15 protein-coding genes and 1 tRNA gene are annotated in these 14,638 nt (G+C 43.7%); 2 read left to right on the top strand and 14 right to left on the bottom strand.

Annotated features, from left to right (window positions below; translation table 11 throughout):
- Window positions 1-2: 2 nt before the first annotated feature.
- The 5 genes from IDJ75_RS07220 to prfA form a co-directional block, all read right to left on the bottom strand.
- Window positions 3-686: a response regulator transcription factor gene (locus tag IDJ75_RS07220; RefSeq protein ID WP_191174965.1), complete on the bottom strand. Its 684-nt coding sequence runs from the start codon at window positions 684-686 to the stop codon at window positions 3-5.
- Window positions 687-1,565, bottom strand: coding sequence for a hypothetical protein (locus IDJ75_RS07215; protein ID WP_191174964.1), 879 nt, complete (start codon window positions 1,563-1,565; stop codon window positions 687-689).
- A gap of 16 nt (window positions 1,566-1,581) precedes the next feature.
- The gene (locus IDJ75_RS07210; protein WP_191174963.1) at window positions 1,582-1,920 is read right to left on the bottom strand and encodes a hypothetical protein; all 339 of its coding nucleotides are present in this window, start codon (window positions 1,918-1,920) and stop codon (window positions 1,582-1,584) included.
- Between the two features lie 167 nt (window positions 1,921-2,087).
- Window positions 2,088-3,041, bottom strand: a complete 954-nt coding sequence (locus IDJ75_RS07205) for an FAD:protein FMN transferase (RefSeq protein ID WP_191174962.1) — start codon at window positions 3,039-3,041, stop codon at window positions 2,088-2,090.
- Between the two features lie 179 nt (window positions 3,042-3,220).
- Window positions 3,221-4,294 (bottom strand): peptide chain release factor 1, encoded by a 1,074-nt coding sequence (gene prfA, locus IDJ75_RS07200; RefSeq protein WP_191174961.1) that lies wholly within the window; start codon window positions 4,292-4,294, stop codon window positions 3,221-3,223.
- Window positions 4,295-4,701: 407 nt separating this feature from the next.
- Here prfA and tatA point away from each other — a divergent pair, with 407 nt between their 5' ends.
- A complete protein-coding gene (tatA, locus tag IDJ75_RS07195; RefSeq protein ID WP_191174960.1) occupies window positions 4,702-4,869 on the top strand; it encodes a twin-arginine translocase TatA/TatE family subunit in 168 nt (55 codons plus the stop codon).
- 177 nt (window positions 4,870-5,046) lie between these two features.
- Here tatA and IDJ75_RS07190 read toward each other — a convergent pair whose 3' ends face one another.
- From IDJ75_RS07190 to IDJ75_RS07150, 9 genes are all read right to left on the bottom strand, one after another.
- Window positions 5,047-5,805, bottom strand: coding sequence for a UDP-2,3-diacylglucosamine diphosphatase (locus IDJ75_RS07190; RefSeq protein ID WP_191174959.1), 759 nt, complete (start codon window positions 5,803-5,805; stop codon window positions 5,047-5,049).
- A 102-nt stretch (window positions 5,806-5,907) separates the two neighbouring features.
- A complete protein-coding gene (locus IDJ75_RS07185; RefSeq protein ID WP_191174958.1) occupies window positions 5,908-6,465 on the bottom strand; it encodes a DUF922 domain-containing protein in 558 nt (185 codons plus the stop codon).
- 24 nt (window positions 6,466-6,489) lie between these two features.
- Entirely contained in the window at window positions 6,490-7,431 is a 942-nt protein-coding gene (locus tag IDJ75_RS07180) for an SPFH domain-containing protein (RefSeq protein WP_191174957.1), read from the bottom strand.
- A gap of 146 nt (window positions 7,432-7,577) precedes the next feature.
- Window positions 7,578-8,564: an L-histidine N(alpha)-methyltransferase gene (locus IDJ75_RS07175; RefSeq protein ID WP_191174956.1), complete on the bottom strand. Its 987-nt coding sequence runs from the start codon at window positions 8,562-8,564 to the stop codon at window positions 7,578-7,580.
- Between the two features lie 121 nt (window positions 8,565-8,685).
- On the bottom strand, window positions 8,686-9,837 hold the full coding sequence (gene egtB / locus IDJ75_RS07170; protein WP_191174955.1) for an ergothioneine biosynthesis protein EgtB: 1,152 nt from the start codon (window positions 9,835-9,837) through the stop codon (window positions 8,686-8,688).
- Between the two features lie 5 nt (window positions 9,838-9,842).
- On the bottom strand, window positions 9,843-11,414 hold the full coding sequence (locus tag IDJ75_RS07165; RefSeq protein WP_191174954.1) for an ABC transporter permease/substrate-binding protein: 1,572 nt from the start codon (window positions 11,412-11,414) through the stop codon (window positions 9,843-9,845).
- On the bottom strand, window positions 11,407-12,372 hold the full coding sequence (locus IDJ75_RS07160; protein ID WP_191174953.1) for an ABC transporter ATP-binding protein: 966 nt from the start codon (window positions 12,370-12,372) through the stop codon (window positions 11,407-11,409). Before IDJ75_RS07160 ends, IDJ75_RS07165 begins: the two co-directional genes overlap by 8 nt.
- A gap of 7 nt (window positions 12,373-12,379) precedes the next feature.
- A complete protein-coding gene (gene lpdA, locus IDJ75_RS07155) occupies window positions 12,380-13,771 on the bottom strand; it encodes a dihydrolipoyl dehydrogenase (protein WP_317173748.1) in 1,392 nt (463 codons plus the stop codon).
- A complete protein-coding gene (locus tag IDJ75_RS07150; protein ID WP_191174952.1) occupies window positions 13,768-14,049 on the bottom strand; it encodes a DUF427 domain-containing protein in 282 nt (93 codons plus the stop codon). The genes lpdA and IDJ75_RS07150 overlap by 4 nt, the downstream gene beginning before the upstream one ends.
- A 239-nt stretch (window positions 14,050-14,288) precedes the next feature.
- On the opposite strand from IDJ75_RS07150, the gene IDJ75_RS07145 reads away from it, so the two are divergent.
- Window positions 14,289-14,360: transfer RNA gene (locus IDJ75_RS07145), tRNA-Glu, on the top strand.
- Window positions 14,361-14,638: the final 278 nt, after the last annotated feature.

Raw genomic sequence — 14,638 nt, 5'->3', positions numbered from 1 at the left:
ACTTAAACGTTTGTTTTAATCCTGTAGCCCAGGCCGCGTACGGTTTCCAGCCAATCGGCGGGGGCAAATACACTTAGTTTTTTACGTATATTTTTGATGTGTGCATCAATAAAGTTCGAGTCGTAATCATCATTAATAACGCTGCCCCAAATATGCTCGCTTAACTGGGCGCGGGTTAGGGTGCGGTTTTTATGCAGCAGTAAATAAGCTATCAGGTCAAATTCTTTTTTGGTGATGGTGTTTACCGGGTTAACATGATAAAGGATGGTACGGTCGGTAATATTCACCAAAAAGCCATCCAGATCTATAACCGTTTGGGTGATACCAAATTTTCTGCGAGTGATGGCCTGCATGCGGCTCTGCAGCTCTAAAAGCGAAAATGGTTTTGCCAGGTAATCATCTGCGCCAAGGTCAAGGCCCTTTACGCGGTCGGTAACTTCGGCGCGGGCGGTAAGGATAATACAAGCGGCCTCGGGGTTTGCCTTTTTTGCCTCTCTTAACAGGTCAAGCCCTTCGTAATCTGGCAGGCCAAGGTCAAGCAGGATAAAATCATACAGGTTAACGGCAATTTTTTCTGATGCTGATGCGCCATCATAGCAAATTTCGCATATGTAGTTATTCTTCACCAGGAAAAATTCCAGTTCGTGGGCAAGTGCCTTTTCGTCCTCAATGATCAATACATTCATCTAATAAAACACGTAATAAAAGGTGAAATTAAAAAACGATTCGCGGCGATTTTTTAAAGCCCCTTCTACGTTTACCGGGATAGAATATTTATAGGAAGCCTCCAGCGTATAGTGCGGCATATTATAAGCCAGGGGTATTTTAAAGCTATAATTCAGCATGTTAAATTTAGCATTGGCCCGGGCACGGCGGCCATTTTCATTTATAACAGCAATATTGTCAACTTCTAAGCGGGTGTCATGGTCAACCGCATAACGCTGCACAAAGTTTTGTGTGCCAAAAATGAGGTTTACGCTTGGGTTAACAGAAATAAAATCCTGATCGTTAAAAATATTAAAGCTGCTTTCGAAATATTTGGAGTTGCTGATGGTCGTAAAAACATCGTACGATTTGCCGAAAAGGTAATCAACTGTAGCGCTTGTTTTAAGGTATTTCCAATCAAAACTATTCTTCCAGTTAATATCGTTAGATGCAGATGATTTGATAATATTGGCTTCTTTGTTAAATATAAAGCGTGTATAACTTACCGTACCGTTGAATTTTTTAGAGAGGCGATAATAATACCCTCCGCCAAGGTCTATCTCATCAACCAGGGGTTTGTAGCCCAATACTTTTACGGCCGAACCATATACAAAAAAACCGGGCTTTGTATTAATAATAAGATCGGTAGACATGAACGGGTATTTGATGGGCCCCGTACGGCCGAAAAAAAGCGCATCGCTGCCGTAGCTTATCCCTGCAGATACCGAGGTTTTACGTACAATGGTATCCGTATCTGCAACTGTATACCCGTTGGGGTATTTTACCATAAACGGCTTTACTGCAGCGGCATGTAATGCAGTGCAAATAATAATAAATAACAGGGCGCCAAAATATCTCATTAATGTAGCTGTAATATTAGTCGTTTCTCCTTGGTATTTCGGGTGGCCTTTCCAACCCTTCGGGCCTGCGCTGCCGTTTAGGTTTTGGTTTTGCCGGGTCAACAGTTTCTATCTTTTCGGGCTTCGGCTGTTTTTTGGCCTTGGCAACCTCCTTGATTTTCTTTTTGTCTTCTTCTGATTGCTTTTGTTTGCCTTTTGTTAAAGTTGTATCATGTTGTAACGAATTAATTGTGATAAATGATACAGTACTGTGAGCATGAAAAAGATTACTGTGAAAGCGTGCACTGCTTTTAGCGTATGACAAGCGTGGTGCGAATATCAGTAAAAGTACAATATACAAAAACCACTTTATCATTTGAAGGGGAGAAACACTTTAATATTGCAAAGATACGCAGGCAACCGCGTATAGGTGTATTAAATTATTGTATGTAAAAATGCGCTAAATACACGGGGCTTTATCCCTGTTTATTTAGCGCGTTAAAATATTTTATAATAGGTTTATGGTAAAGGTAAGCATTGGGCTTACATCATCACACTTATATTTTTTGATGTGTATACACGTGCATGGTCATCAACAATAATGCACGCTATTTGGTTAAGCTTATTTATTAAATATAAACCGGCGTTTACGCCCATGGCAATAATAGGGGTGGCCATGGCATCGGCAAGTTCGGCACCGGGTGTAATAACGCTTACGCTTTCAATTTTACTAACCGGAAAACCGTTCTCGGGGTTAATATCGGTTTTAGCTTTAATGTTATTGATGCTGGTATATTTTTCTGTATTGTAAGAGGTAGCAACCGCCATGTTGCTGATATTTACCGCAGCATAAGGCTGGTTAGCCTGTGAGGGATCGGCAGTGGCAATGGTCCATGGGGTATTGTCGGGCTGCAGCCCCCAGGTAAGCAGGTCGCCACCGGCGTTAATAACACCGCTGCTAACACCTTCCATTTGTAGTATATATTTTGCCCTGTCGGCGGCATAACCGCGGCTTATGGCGCCAAAACCTATACGCATACCTTTGTTTTTAAGAAAAACGGTTTGTGCGTCAAAGTTTAGTACAACATTGGTATAGTTGGTAAGGATTATTTTCTTTTTTAACTTTTTAGCAGGGGCAATAGCAACTGGGGGGTACATATCGTCGGCATCAGTATTCACCGCGTTGTAGGTAATATCAAATGAGCCATCGGTAAGAGATGATATTTGTATAGCCCTGTCAATTATCCTGAAGGTTTCTGCATCTACGCGTACGGGCTGCACACCCGCATTGCGGTTAATGGCATTTATAGAGCTGTCTTCATTAAACGTGCTTAACAATTTTTCAACCCGGTTTATTTCGCTAATAGCGCTATCAATACGTGCCAGCGCCCAAATATGGTCGTTAGCTACTAAACTGATCTCGAACCTGTTGCCCATTAAACGAACCTCGCGGTTAAAAATGGTTGAAGCGCCTGTTAAATTTTTTACTGCCAGCATAAGTAATAGCGTTATAAACAGTTAAGTTGTTGTATTTACAATTACGTAACATAATATGTAAACGCAACTCCACAAACGCTAAAATAGTGGGGCATTATGAAATTGGCATGAAATGCGGGTTTCTATAAATGAAAAAAGCACCATATAGGTGCTTTAAATTTTATAATTATAATAATTTTTTAGGCTGCGGTACCTTCTTTTAACCTTTCAGCGTTCTCTGCAAATTGCAGGGCTTCCATAATTTCCTGCAAATCGCCGTTCATAACACCGGTTAAATTATAGATGGTTAACCCTATGCGGTGCTCGGTTAAGCGGCCTTGCGGATAGTTATAGGTACGTACCTTAGCGCTCCTGTCGCCGGTGGCAACCATTGTTTTACGCTTTTTAGATGTTTCTTCAAGGTGCTTTTGCAGCTCCATTTCGTAAACACGCGAACGTAGCACGCCTAAAGCTTTATCATAGTTTTTTAACTGCGATTTTTGATCCTGGCACTGTGCTACTATACCTGTAGGGATGTGCGTTAAACGTACGGCAGAATAGGTGGTATTCACCGACTGGCCACCCGGACCAGATGCACAGAACAGATCCTTGCGGATATCACTTACCTGCAGGTCAATATCAAACTCATCAACCTCGGGCAGTACCACTACCGATGCGGCTGATGTGTGCACACGGCCCTGGGTTTCGGTATCGGGCACGCGCTGTACACGGTGCACGCCGCTTTCATACTTAAAGTTACCGTAAGCATCCTCGGCGTTTACGTTAAACACAATCTCTTTATAACCGCCGGCGGTACCTTCGGTATAATCAACCAGTTCGGTTTTCCAGCCACGGCGCTCGCAATAACGCATGTACATACGGTAAAGGTCGCCTGCAAAAAGCGCAGCCTCATCACCTCCCGTACCGCCACGTATCTCAATAATAGCATTTTTAGAATCCTCAGGGTCTTTTGGTATTAGCATCAAACGGATAGCTTCTTCCATTTCATCCTGTTTTACCAATAACTCATCTAATTCGGCTTTAGCCATCTCGCGAAACTCTTCGTCCTTCTCGGTAGCTAAAATTTCTTTATTGCTTTCAATGTTGCTCATAATGTTCTTGTAAACATTATACTCGTCAACAATCTTGGCAAGGTCTTTATATTCCTTGTTCAACTGCGCAAAACGCTTCATATCAGCCATGGCTTCAGGGCTGCTTAATTCGCCTTCTACGGTTTTCCAGCGTTGAAATATTAATTCTAATTTCTCTAACATCTTCTTATTTGAAAATCAATTGCAGTGTTTATGGGTACTGCAGCCCCGCTTTTCACGGCAAGCTTTGCCTGCCCGCTAATCCATCACACAAAGCTTTATGTTACAATCGGGTTTAGCGTTTGTTATTGCACTGCAAAAAACATGCAAAAATACGCATTTATCGGCACATAATAAATTCAGCCTATTGTAAAGAGATTTTGTTTGTACGAATGATTACAAATAATGCCCTGCTTCATTGTTTCGCAAGCTTAAAGCTTGCCTTGTTTTTGGGCTAAGTTGGAAACTTAGCCCAGTATTCAATTAAATAATACTGTAATAACAAAATAAACGTTCTTTAGTACATGGTGTATAAAACCATTGTTGTATATTAACCGTAATTACAGTATCTATCATTTAAAAAAATTATTATGGGAGCACCAGAAATTATATTGATCATCATTGCCATTTTAGTATTGTTTGGCGGTAAAAAAATACCCGAAATGATGAAGGGGCTTGGCAGAGGCATTAAAGAATTTAAAACCGCGCAAGAGCCGGAGCCTATCCCGGTAGAGGTTAAAGAAACCAAAATTCAATAACAAAAATGGCTGCCTTTAAGGCGGCCATTTTTGTTATTATTATTGCGCAGCCTGGTCGAAGCTGAAAGCTTCGACCAAAAATGAGTTAAGCTTTCAGCTTAACAGTGTCATGCTTATCGTTGCTTTTTTTGGTGTAAGTTGAAAACTTAGGCCAGTGTTTTCAAAATTCAACGTTCGTTATTCTTTCTCCTTTTCAAACCACTTCAGCTCTAAATTTACTCCGTCAAAAACGGCATAGGTATTGTAATTTACCCATTCGCCAAGGTTTACATAACGGCTGTTATCGGGTAGCGAGATGTCTAAAGGCAGGTGCCTGTGGCCAAAAACAAAATAATCAAAGTGCCGGCTTTTTAATACTTCTAAAGAGTAGGCTTCCAGCCACTCCTGCTGGTGCTTGATCTTTTCTGTATCCTTGATACCCGCAATCCGGCTTTGCCGCGACCATGCATTGGCAATACCCACGCCTAAATTGGGGTGTAGCCTGGCAAATAACCATTGGCAGGCTTTACTGCGGAAAAACTTTTTCAGGAATTTATAAAACTGATCGCCGGGGCCAAGGCCATCGCCATGGTGCAGGTAAAATTTTTTACCGCCACGCTCCATCTCCAGTTCGTTGGTGACGATGGTAGCGTTCAACTCCCGTACAAAGTAGTCAAACATCCACATATCGTGGTTGCCCTTAAACAGGTATAGCTTTACGCCTGCATCGGTTAGCTGGGCCAGCTTGCCTAAAAAGCGGATGTATCCTTTAGGTACCACCGTTTTGTATTCAAACCAAAAATCAAATACATCGCCCATCAAAAATAGTTCGGCAACATCATCTTTGATCATATCCAACCAGCGGATAATGCGGTCTTCCCGCTCGCGGGATGAAGCGTACCCAACGGCACCCAAATGAAAATCAGAAGCGAAATATAAATTTTTACCGGTTGGCATATTGTTTCAAAAGTACGGGAATAATTGGCAGCTGGCAAATGGTTCGACAGGCTAGCTATGGCATACTTTAAATTAGCGGATGGTGCTTCAGCCACTAATTCACTAAAGGCTCGCATTCTCCTGCGGTATAAATTGCAGGCGTTTAGCAAAATAAATGTCCCAGCTGTGTTGTTGCTGCCGGTTGGTCATATGTTCGGTATCCTCGTCGTAATCCTGGTTTAGCTGTTTGTATTTGGCATCAATACGGTTAAATATAGCCATTGCTTCGGCATTGTAGTTGTAGGTAAAACGGGTGCGCTCAATAGCCCTTAAAACTTCCTGCTGCTCTAAATAGGCAATAGTATAGTGCCCCTGCTCGTGTTTTAAAACTTCGGCTAACTGATCGGCGCCGGTAATGCGAGATCTATCCATCCATGATTTATAGTTGTTCATATACAGGCGCACATTGGCATGCAAAATATAATTACCATCGTTACGGCTGGCCTGATATGTAAAATTGATAGTGCAATTGGTGTATGCAATAACCCCGCGCCCATTTACCCGCGGCGTGCCCTGGAAATCGTTAACCGTTAGCAGCCTGTGCGGTTGTGCCGAAACCGGGCTTAACACGGAGCATAGCAATGCAATAGCGCAAATAACGCGCAAGTATTTTAATATCATGTAGCCAGTTTGTAAAGTGAAACTTTACTTTTTGACTGCCTCGCTATGCAAATGGTTTAAAGCCATCATTTCTTTCATGGTGTGCTGCATGCCCTCGGTAGAGCCATCCAGGAAAATAACATTGCCTTTCGAGTTTTCGGCGAAATGTTTGATAGATTCTGTCCACATGGTGAAAAGGATAACAGAGGTGTCCATATCCGCATTTTGCATCTCTTTGGCGGCAACCGTCATACCCTTGGCCACCTCCTCGCGGAACAACGCGATGCCCTGGCCACGCAGCTGTGCAGCCTGGCGCTCGGCCTCGGCCGAGATCTTGATAGCATTACCCTCGGCTTCGGCAGCTTTGGTTTTGGTGATCAATAAGGCCTGGCCTTCGTTCTCAGCAGCAGCCTTAAGGTTGTTTGATGCCACCACCTGGCTCATCGATTTCATGATGATATCATCAAAGGTAATGTCGTTCAGTTGCAGGTCCTGCAGGTGGTAGCCCCAGCCTTCCAGTATGGCGTCCAGTTGCTCTTTTACGTGTTCCACAATGTCGCGGCGAAGTATCAATACTTCGCTTTGGCGTTTGGTGGCCACAAATGCGCGGATAGAACCCTCTACTGTGCGTATGAGCGCCTGCATCAGGTTACGTTCATCTACAAACTTGAAGGCTACATTTTTGATGCTTTCTTCAGATTGGTCTAACACCGAATACAGCAGCATGGCCTTGAAGTATACGTTGGCCTGATCGTACGTTACAGCCTGGAACTCCAGCTCCACAGAGCGGTTCTGGATAGATATTTTAGAGTAGATCTGCTCTACAAGCGGAATTTTAAAGTTTAGCCCCGGCGTTAATATGCGGCGGTATTTACCAAATACGGTTACTACGGCAATGGTACCCTGTTTAACGGTTACAAATGATGATAGTACTACAATGATGATGAAGAATACCAGCAGGTAGGCTACAATTGATGATGCTGTCATTAGGTTTTATATTTTTAATAAATATAGGTTTAATTACAGTAGGTGCAAAAGTAAAATCAAACTACCGCTTTTGCCGGATTTCTATCGGATAAAAGCGACTTTAAAAAGGTTTTTTTCGCCCTTTAAACGACCGTAAACGCCTCAATTCACTCCGCAGTCCAAATGGCGTCAACAAACCATTTTTTGCTGTCAAAAAACTCAGACATCGGCTTAAAACCGGCCTGTGCTGCCAGCTCATGGGTTTGCTCTAAAGCGTATTTTTGAGAGATCTCCATATCAATGTATTCGTCCTTCAAAAAGCTGATAGTTACATCGCCAATTTTTACTTTCTGGTCGGCAAGGCTTATCAGGTAGCTTTTACAGGCACCGGTTTCGGGGTTGTAAGAGGCGTAGTGGTCAAACTGGCGGGTATTAAAATCGCCGCCAAGCTCGCGGTTTATACGTTCCAGCAGGTTAATGTTAAAACGCTTGGTAATGCCTTCGCTATCATTATAGGCGGCTAAAACGGTCTTTGGGTTTTTCTTCAGGTCGATACCGATCAGTACCATATCACCTTCGGACAGATTGTTACGCAATTCGTGGCAAAAGCTCCGGGCCACATCAACAGGCATATTACCCACGTTGGATCCCAGGAACATCACCACTTTGCGTTTATTGGAGATTGATGCCGCTTTCTTCAGCATATCAAAATATTCGCCGTTAAGGCCGGTAATGTTGATGCCGGGCAGGGTAACGGGCAGGGTAATATTTAAGTACGATATCACATTCTCCGAGATATCTATCGGCAGGTAGGTAAAATCGGCTTTATTATCTATAAGGTACTTTAATAATTGGGTCGATTTTGTGGCATCGCCGGCACCCAGCTCAATCAGGTCGAATGCATCGCCACCGGCAATAATAGCCTTACAAATTTCGGCGGTTTGACTGGTGAAGATCTCCATCTCGCAATTGGTGGGATAGTACTCTTCGCAGCCCATCAGCTCCTGGAAGATCCTGTCGCCCTGGGCATCATAAAAGTATTTCGAATCCAGGTGTTTGGGCGTGGATGTTAAACCGGTTACAACGTCCTTATAAAACTGCTCATCGGTAAGTACGCTGTTTGTTTGTTGTGTTGCTGTGGTGGTAGAAGCCATAGGTATATATTTTTTATAGGATCAGGAAATCAAGAAATAAGATTCAGGACTCTTTATTTTTATTGATATGCAATTTCTGTCTTGATTCCTGACTCTAAATATCTTGATTCTAATGATTTTATTATTTAGCAAGACGTATGCCAGTAAATTGCCAGCGTAGTTCCGGCTGAAAAAAGTTGCGGTAAGTTATGCGGCTATGGTTTGGTGATGTTACTTCTGATGCCCCGCGCAAAACCTTCTGGCCTACCATAAATTTGCCGTTGTATTCACCAATGGCGCCGGGCGCTTTGGCAAAACCGGGGTAGGGCAGGTAGGCGCTTTCTGTCCATTCCCAGCGCAGGCCCCAGTTAAATTGTTTTGCTGCGGCCTCCCATTCAAACTCGGTTGGCAGGCGCATGCCTTTCCATGAGGCGTAAGCATAAGCTTCGTAATAGCTGATATGGGTAACCGCATCATGCATATGTACAGGCTGTAAGCCGTGGTAGGTATAGTTATGCCATTCACCGTCTATATTATGCCAGTACATTGGGGCTTCTGCCTTGTTGTTGTTTACCCAATCCCAGCCGGCGGCATGCCAGTGGCGGAAATCGTGGTAGCCACCTGCGTTTATAAACTCTAAATATTCTGCGTTGGTCACCAGGTCGGGGCTTATCTCAAAGGCATTCAGGTAAACCTTATGACGGTTTAACTCATTGTCGAAAGAGAAACCCTCGCCTTCAAAACCAATCTCGTAAATGCCCTCATTCAGTTTAATAAAAGGCGCACCTGTTTTGTGCGATTTTGGAGCCGCATAATCTTTTGAATACGCCGGGAACAATGGGTTATTACCCAGTATGTATTTAATATCGGTTAGTAAAAGTTCCTGGTGCTGCTCCTCGTGGTTAAAGCCAAGGATCAATAGTTCTTTTACGTCGTCGCTGATATCGCCGCAGGTAATAAAGTTTAGCATGGCATCATCTACATACTTGCGGTAACGTTTTATATCGATAACGGTTGGCCGGCTCAGGTTACCCCTGTCGGTACGGATAACGCGGTTGCCAACGGTTTCGTAATAGCTGTTAAAAACGTAGTTATAGTTTGGGTCGAATTCCTGGTATTCGGCGAAGTAAGGTTTCAGGATAAAAGTTTCGAAAAACCAGGTGGTGTGCCCTATATGCCACTTAGGCGGACTAACATCAACCACAGGTTGTACTACATAATCCTCAATTTGCAGGGGTTCGCAAATTGCTTCGGTGCGGTGGCGTACTTTTATATAACAGTCGGCTATGTCCATTGGTATTACTTGCTATCTAAATAGCGTTTAAGGTTCGAAATTGTTTTTATGTTGAGTTCTTTTGCCTGCTGCTCGCGCATCATTAATGCATACGCATTATTAAAGCCAATTGGTTTTAACCATTTAATATTATACCGTTTTTTAAACTCGGCCTGCACGTAATTGTAGGTACTATCCTTGCTCACCTGCAGCCGGGTTACCGTTTGCGGCGGGGCCTGTAATATGGCCAGCAGGCCGGTGCCGGTGTATTCCGGGTAAACGTCTATCTGGTCGTTAGTCATGGCATCAAAAACTATTTTGGTGCCGCCTAAGCCGGTTTTGGTCGCTACATCATAGTTGGTGTAGCCTTTTATCAACATGGTGTACATGCTGGCTAAAATATACTGCTCACCAAATATTTTTGAGCCGATGCGCACCACAGCATCATGGCCCCCACGCTCGGGTTTGTATAGCTTTTTGGATAGCAGGAAATCTTTTGCTACCCGCTCCGGCGTTTGGTGAAGGTAATCGGTTTTATAGTTTAGTTCGGTCATTACCGAGTCAGTAATTGTGCCGGCTAACAGGTTCAATGTTTTTTCCAGTTCGGGGAATTTCCGCAGGGCATCCCCGCGTACAATGGGCGCTGCATAATAAGGCGGGAAGATCTTTTTATCATCATCCAGCACTATCAGATTGTAAGCTTTCAAACGTCCATCTGTAGAATATCCGCTGATCACGTCAAGTTCTTTCTCCTGCGCGGCCTTATACATCACCGCGTCATTTATCACAATGGTGTGGATCTTTAAACCGTATTTGCTGATGAGGCCGAGGTTGCCATCCTGCCGCCCCATAAATTCGGGCGTAAAACCGGCGGTAAGCTTGCTGCCATAGGCCGATGGAATGAAGTACAGACCTGATAGTAATATTAGCAATGCAGGTGCAAACCTAACCGCGCCTTTTATCTTTTTAAAGTTGAGCTTTTGCAGTCGCGATAGCAGGAAATCGAACAGGATAGCCAGTATTGCCGCCGGGATAGCACCCGCCAGTATCATATTGGTATTATTGAGGGAGATACCTCCGAAGATAAACTCGCCCAGGCCGCCCGCTGCTATATATGATGCCAGGGTTGCTACCCCCACGTTGATAACCGTTGCCGTACGGATACCGGCCAAAATTACCGGCATAGCCAGGGGCAATTCAACTTTAAATAATACCTGCCACTTGTTCATGCCCATGGCCACAGCGGCTTCTTTAACAGCCCCATCAACCCCGGTGATACCCGTGTAAGTATTGCGGATGATGGGTAGCAGAGCATAAAGCAGCAAAGCTACAATAGCAGGCTTTGCGCCGATGCCCAAAACAGGTATCATAAAACCAAGGAGAGCAATACTTGGGATGGTTTGCAGAATGCCCGCGATGCCCAGCACAATACCCGAAAGTTGTTTTTTACGGGTGATGTAGATACCCAAAGGCAAGCCCACCAAAACGGCAATAAACAACGATATAAATGTAAGCCCGATGTGCTGCATGGTTTGTACGCCAAGCTTATCGGCTTGTTGCTGCATAAATTCCCACAGGGTTTGCTGATGCTCATTCATGTGCCTGGTGGTTTTTATACTTTGAAAATGCAGCCATTAACTCATCAAACGTGATGGATTTAACCTCTTTGTTTTGTTTATTAATTATATCCAAGTGTTCTTTCGGGGAGAATTTAAATTTCTCTAACACATCCCATACACCCGCTTCAGCAGGTAGGTGATGGGTGTTTTTATCCCCGGCAGCGGGTGGCAGATGTTGCCAGATATCATTTAAGGTAATAGTTTTAAACTCCAGTTGCAGGTGCTGCTCTTTCAGGAAATCGCGCACAAAAGCGCTTTTAGGGTTAAATAACAGATCGGATGGCGACCCTATCTGCACAATTTTTCCTTTATCCATTAGCGCTATACGGTCGGCCAGTTCAAAGGCCTCCTGCACATCGTGGGTAACCATAATGATGGTTTTACGTTTCAATTCGTCCAACGCTAAAAACTCCCGGTGAATTTTTGAACGTGTAACATTATCCAGCGCGCCGAATGGTTCGTCCATCAGCAACACCGGCGGGTCGGCCACTAAAGCTCTTGCCAGCCCAATACGTTGCTGCTGACCGCCGCTTAGCTCGTTAGGATAAACGTTTAGGTATTTTTTATCGAGATGCAGCTTGCCTAATAGTTCCTCGATACGTTTTTGGGTTTTGGCCTTATCCCATTTTAACAAGTTTGGTACAATGGCAATGTTTTCGGCAACGGTATAGTGAGGGAATAAGCCGTTATTTTGCAACACGTAGCCAATACCACGGCGCAATAACTCCGGCGGCTGTTCCATAATGTTTTCCCCGTTGATAGAAATTGTACCGCTATCGGGTTCTATCAAACGGTTAAGCATTTTCAGGGTGGTTGTTTTACCACAGCCGCTGGTGCCTAAAAGCACCATGTTTTCGCCCTCGTTCACCTCAAAGGAGATCCCGTCAACCGCTTTTGTGGCGCCGAAGGTTTTTACAAGGCGATCAATTTTTATCATAGCGGGCTTAATCCTCTAAACCCATAAACAGGTTGTTTAACGATTCGGAGTAGGTTGGGTGCGCGAACACGCAATAACGGATCCTGTCGTAAGTGATACCGCCCTCCATAGCCATTTGTAAAACCGACATGATCTCGCCGCCTTCGGTCCCTACAATGGCCGCGCCTAAGATCTTTTTGGTTTTGGGGTCAACCACGGCTTTCATCATGCCGCGTGTATCGCCGGTTTCAATGGCGCGGGCAACATGTTCCATGGGCAGTGTTGCTACCTTGTAATTTAGTCCCTGCTCTTTAGCCTGCGCCTCGGTGATACCCACACGGCCAAGTTCGGGATCGGTAAACATACAGTAGGGGATGGGCCTGTTATTGATATTCAGGTTTTGTTTTTCTATCAGGTTGCGGTAAACAATGGTATAATCGTTATAAGAGATATGCGTAAATGCCGGGCCGCCTTTTACATCGCCAAGGGCATAAATACCCTTTACGTTGGTTTCCAGCTTGCCGTTTACTTTGATATTACCTTTCTCGTCCATCTTTACGCCGGTTTTATCTAACCCCAGCGTGTCTGTTTGCGGCGCGCGACCAATAGCTATGAGCACATGGCTGCATTTTATTTTTTGCTCTTTACCGTTAACACTAACTGTAGCAGTTATTTTACCTTTTGCTTTCTGTTTGAATTTGGTTGTTTTGGCATTGCTATGAATGATGATATCCTCCTGTTCTAAGATCTTTGTGATCTCGGCAGAGATATCTTCGTCCTCGCGGGATAGCAGTCGCGCTGATTTTTCGAGTATCGTTACCTTGCTGCCAAACCTGCGGAACATTTGCCCAAACTCGAGCCCGATATAATTACCACCGATAATAAGCAAGTGCTCCGGCACTTTTTCAAGGTCGAGGATGGTGGTAGAGGTTAGGTAATCTATTTCGTCCAGTCCCTCAATATCATCAGGGATAATAGTCTTAGCGCCGGTGTTGATAAAAATTAGTTCGGCCTTAAATTCTTTAGTCTTGCCTTTTTCGGGCTGTACACTGATGGTTTTTTTATCGATGAAAGTAGCATCTCCAAAAAGCAGATCGAGATTTTTGGTTTTCTCAACAGCCGCCTGCCCGCCATTACGAGATTTAAGCACGATATCGTCCTTATGCTTTTTTATCTGGCGCATATCAACCTTGTAACCTTTTATGGTTACGCCCATTTCGTTACAACGGCTTGCCAGGTAAGCCACGCGCGCGCTGGCCACCATGGTTTTGGTAGGTGTGCAACCATCGTTTACACAGGTGCCACCTATAAAGCGCTTCTCTACCAGTAAGGTTTTTTTACCGGCCCCGGCAAGTTTTTTGGCTAAGGGCGTGCCTGCCTGGCCGGATCCTATTACTATACAATCGTATTCTTTCATCATTCGGTAATTTGCACACCTTTCCAAAAGGCTATGTAATTTGTAATATGGGCGGCTTCGGGTTTGGGCGCCGGATAATACCACGCTGCATCCGGGTTTTGCTTCCCATCAACCTCAAGTGTGTAATATGATGCTAAGCCTTTCCACGGGCAGGTAGTGTGGGTAGGGCTATCCTGTAAAAAAATAGGGTTAACACTATCTTTCGGGAAATAATGGTTTCGCTCTACTACAACAGTATCATTGCTTTCGGCAATAACCTGGTTGTTCCAAATAGCTTTCATAAGGTTAAGTGTTTTATATAAAGGTACTTTATAAGTATCGGAATTATAAATAGCCGAACAAGTTTTTTGTTTGCCATATTCTTAATTGATGTGGCATAATGGTTAGTAAGCAGGGGATAAAAAACCTTACAGAAAAAAAATCTTAAAATTTATTTTTAATTTATCTGGAAACGTATATCTTTGCAATCCCAAAATAAGGGGAACGAAATCTAAAATAACTGATTTTGTTACCAAGAAATGGCCCGTTCGTCTAGGGGTTAGGACGTTAGATTTTCATTCTAGAAACAGGGGTTCGATTCCCCTACGGGCTACATAAAACGCTGATTTCCTACAAGAAATCGGCGTTTTTGCTTTATGGGTCGCGCAATAGATAATTTTTATTTGAAATCTGAAGGTGACCAAATCAAAGTCATCAGCATAGCTTTACGCTACATCTTCCGTTAACAATTATGGTTTTACAGCCCAGCTTTCGTTCTTCGTAAACTAATCCTGACGATATTTTAATAGTACTTACTTCGTGGATTTTCATAAATAATGTCTCTCGGATGTGATATATTTAGAATGTTTATCTTTACAAAATCTTTTGATG

The sequence above is a fragment of the Mucilaginibacter rigui genome, assembly GCF_014773275.1.
Classification (GTDB): Bacteria; Bacteroidota; Bacteroidia; order Sphingobacteriales; family Sphingobacteriaceae; genus Mucilaginibacter; species Mucilaginibacter rigui_A.
This window is presented reverse-complemented; position numbering and strand designations above follow the sequence as displayed.

Excerpts from the sequence above, each read along its gene's own strand:
- IDJ75_RS07220 (WP_191174965.1), bottom strand. The coding sequence starts at position 686 with ATGAATGTATTGATCATTGAGGACGAAAAGGCACTTGCCCACGAACTG.
- IDJ75_RS07215 (WP_191174964.1), bottom strand. The coding sequence starts at position 1,565 with ATGAGATATTTTGGCGCCCTGTTATTTATTATTATTTGCACTGCATTA.
- IDJ75_RS07210 (WP_191174963.1), bottom strand. The coding sequence starts at position 1,920 with ATGATAAAGTGGTTTTTGTATATTGTACTTTTACTGATATTCGCACCA.
- IDJ75_RS07205 (WP_191174962.1), bottom strand. The coding sequence starts at position 3,041 with ATGCTGGCAGTAAAAAATTTAACAGGCGCTTCAACCATTTTTAACCGC.
- prfA (WP_191174961.1), bottom strand. The coding sequence starts at position 4,294 with ATGTTAGAGAAATTAGAATTAATATTTCAACGCTGGAAAACCGTAGAA.
- tatA (WP_191174960.1), top strand. The coding sequence starts at position 4,702 with ATGGGAGCACCAGAAATTATATTGATCATCATTGCCATTTTAGTATTG.
- IDJ75_RS07190 (WP_191174959.1), bottom strand. The coding sequence starts at position 5,805 with ATGCCAACCGGTAAAAATTTATATTTCGCTTCTGATTTTCATTTGGGT.
- IDJ75_RS07185 (WP_191174958.1), bottom strand. The coding sequence starts at position 6,465 with ATGATATTAAAATACTTGCGCGTTATTTGCGCTATTGCATTGCTATGC.
- IDJ75_RS07180 (WP_191174957.1), bottom strand. The coding sequence starts at position 7,431 with ATGACAGCATCATCAATTGTAGCCTACCTGCTGGTATTCTTCATCATC.
- IDJ75_RS07175 (WP_191174956.1), bottom strand. The coding sequence starts at position 8,564 with ATGGCTTCTACCACCACAGCAACACAACAAACAAACAGCGTACTTACC.
- egtB (WP_191174955.1), bottom strand. The coding sequence starts at position 9,837 with ATGGACATAGCCGACTGTTATATAAAAGTACGCCACCGCACCGAAGCA.
- IDJ75_RS07165 (WP_191174954.1), bottom strand. The coding sequence starts at position 11,414 with ATGAATGAGCATCAGCAAACCCTGTGGGAATTTATGCAGCAACAAGCC.
- IDJ75_RS07160 (WP_191174953.1), bottom strand. The coding sequence starts at position 12,372 with ATGATAAAAATTGATCGCCTTGTAAAAACCTTCGGCGCCACAAAAGCG.
- lpdA (WP_317173748.1), bottom strand. The coding sequence starts at position 13,771 with ATGATGAAAGAATACGATTGTATAGTAATAGGATCCGGCCAGGCAGGC.
- IDJ75_RS07150 (WP_191174952.1), bottom strand. The coding sequence starts at position 14,049 with ATGAAAGCTATTTGGAACAACCAGGTTATTGCCGAAAGCAATGATACT.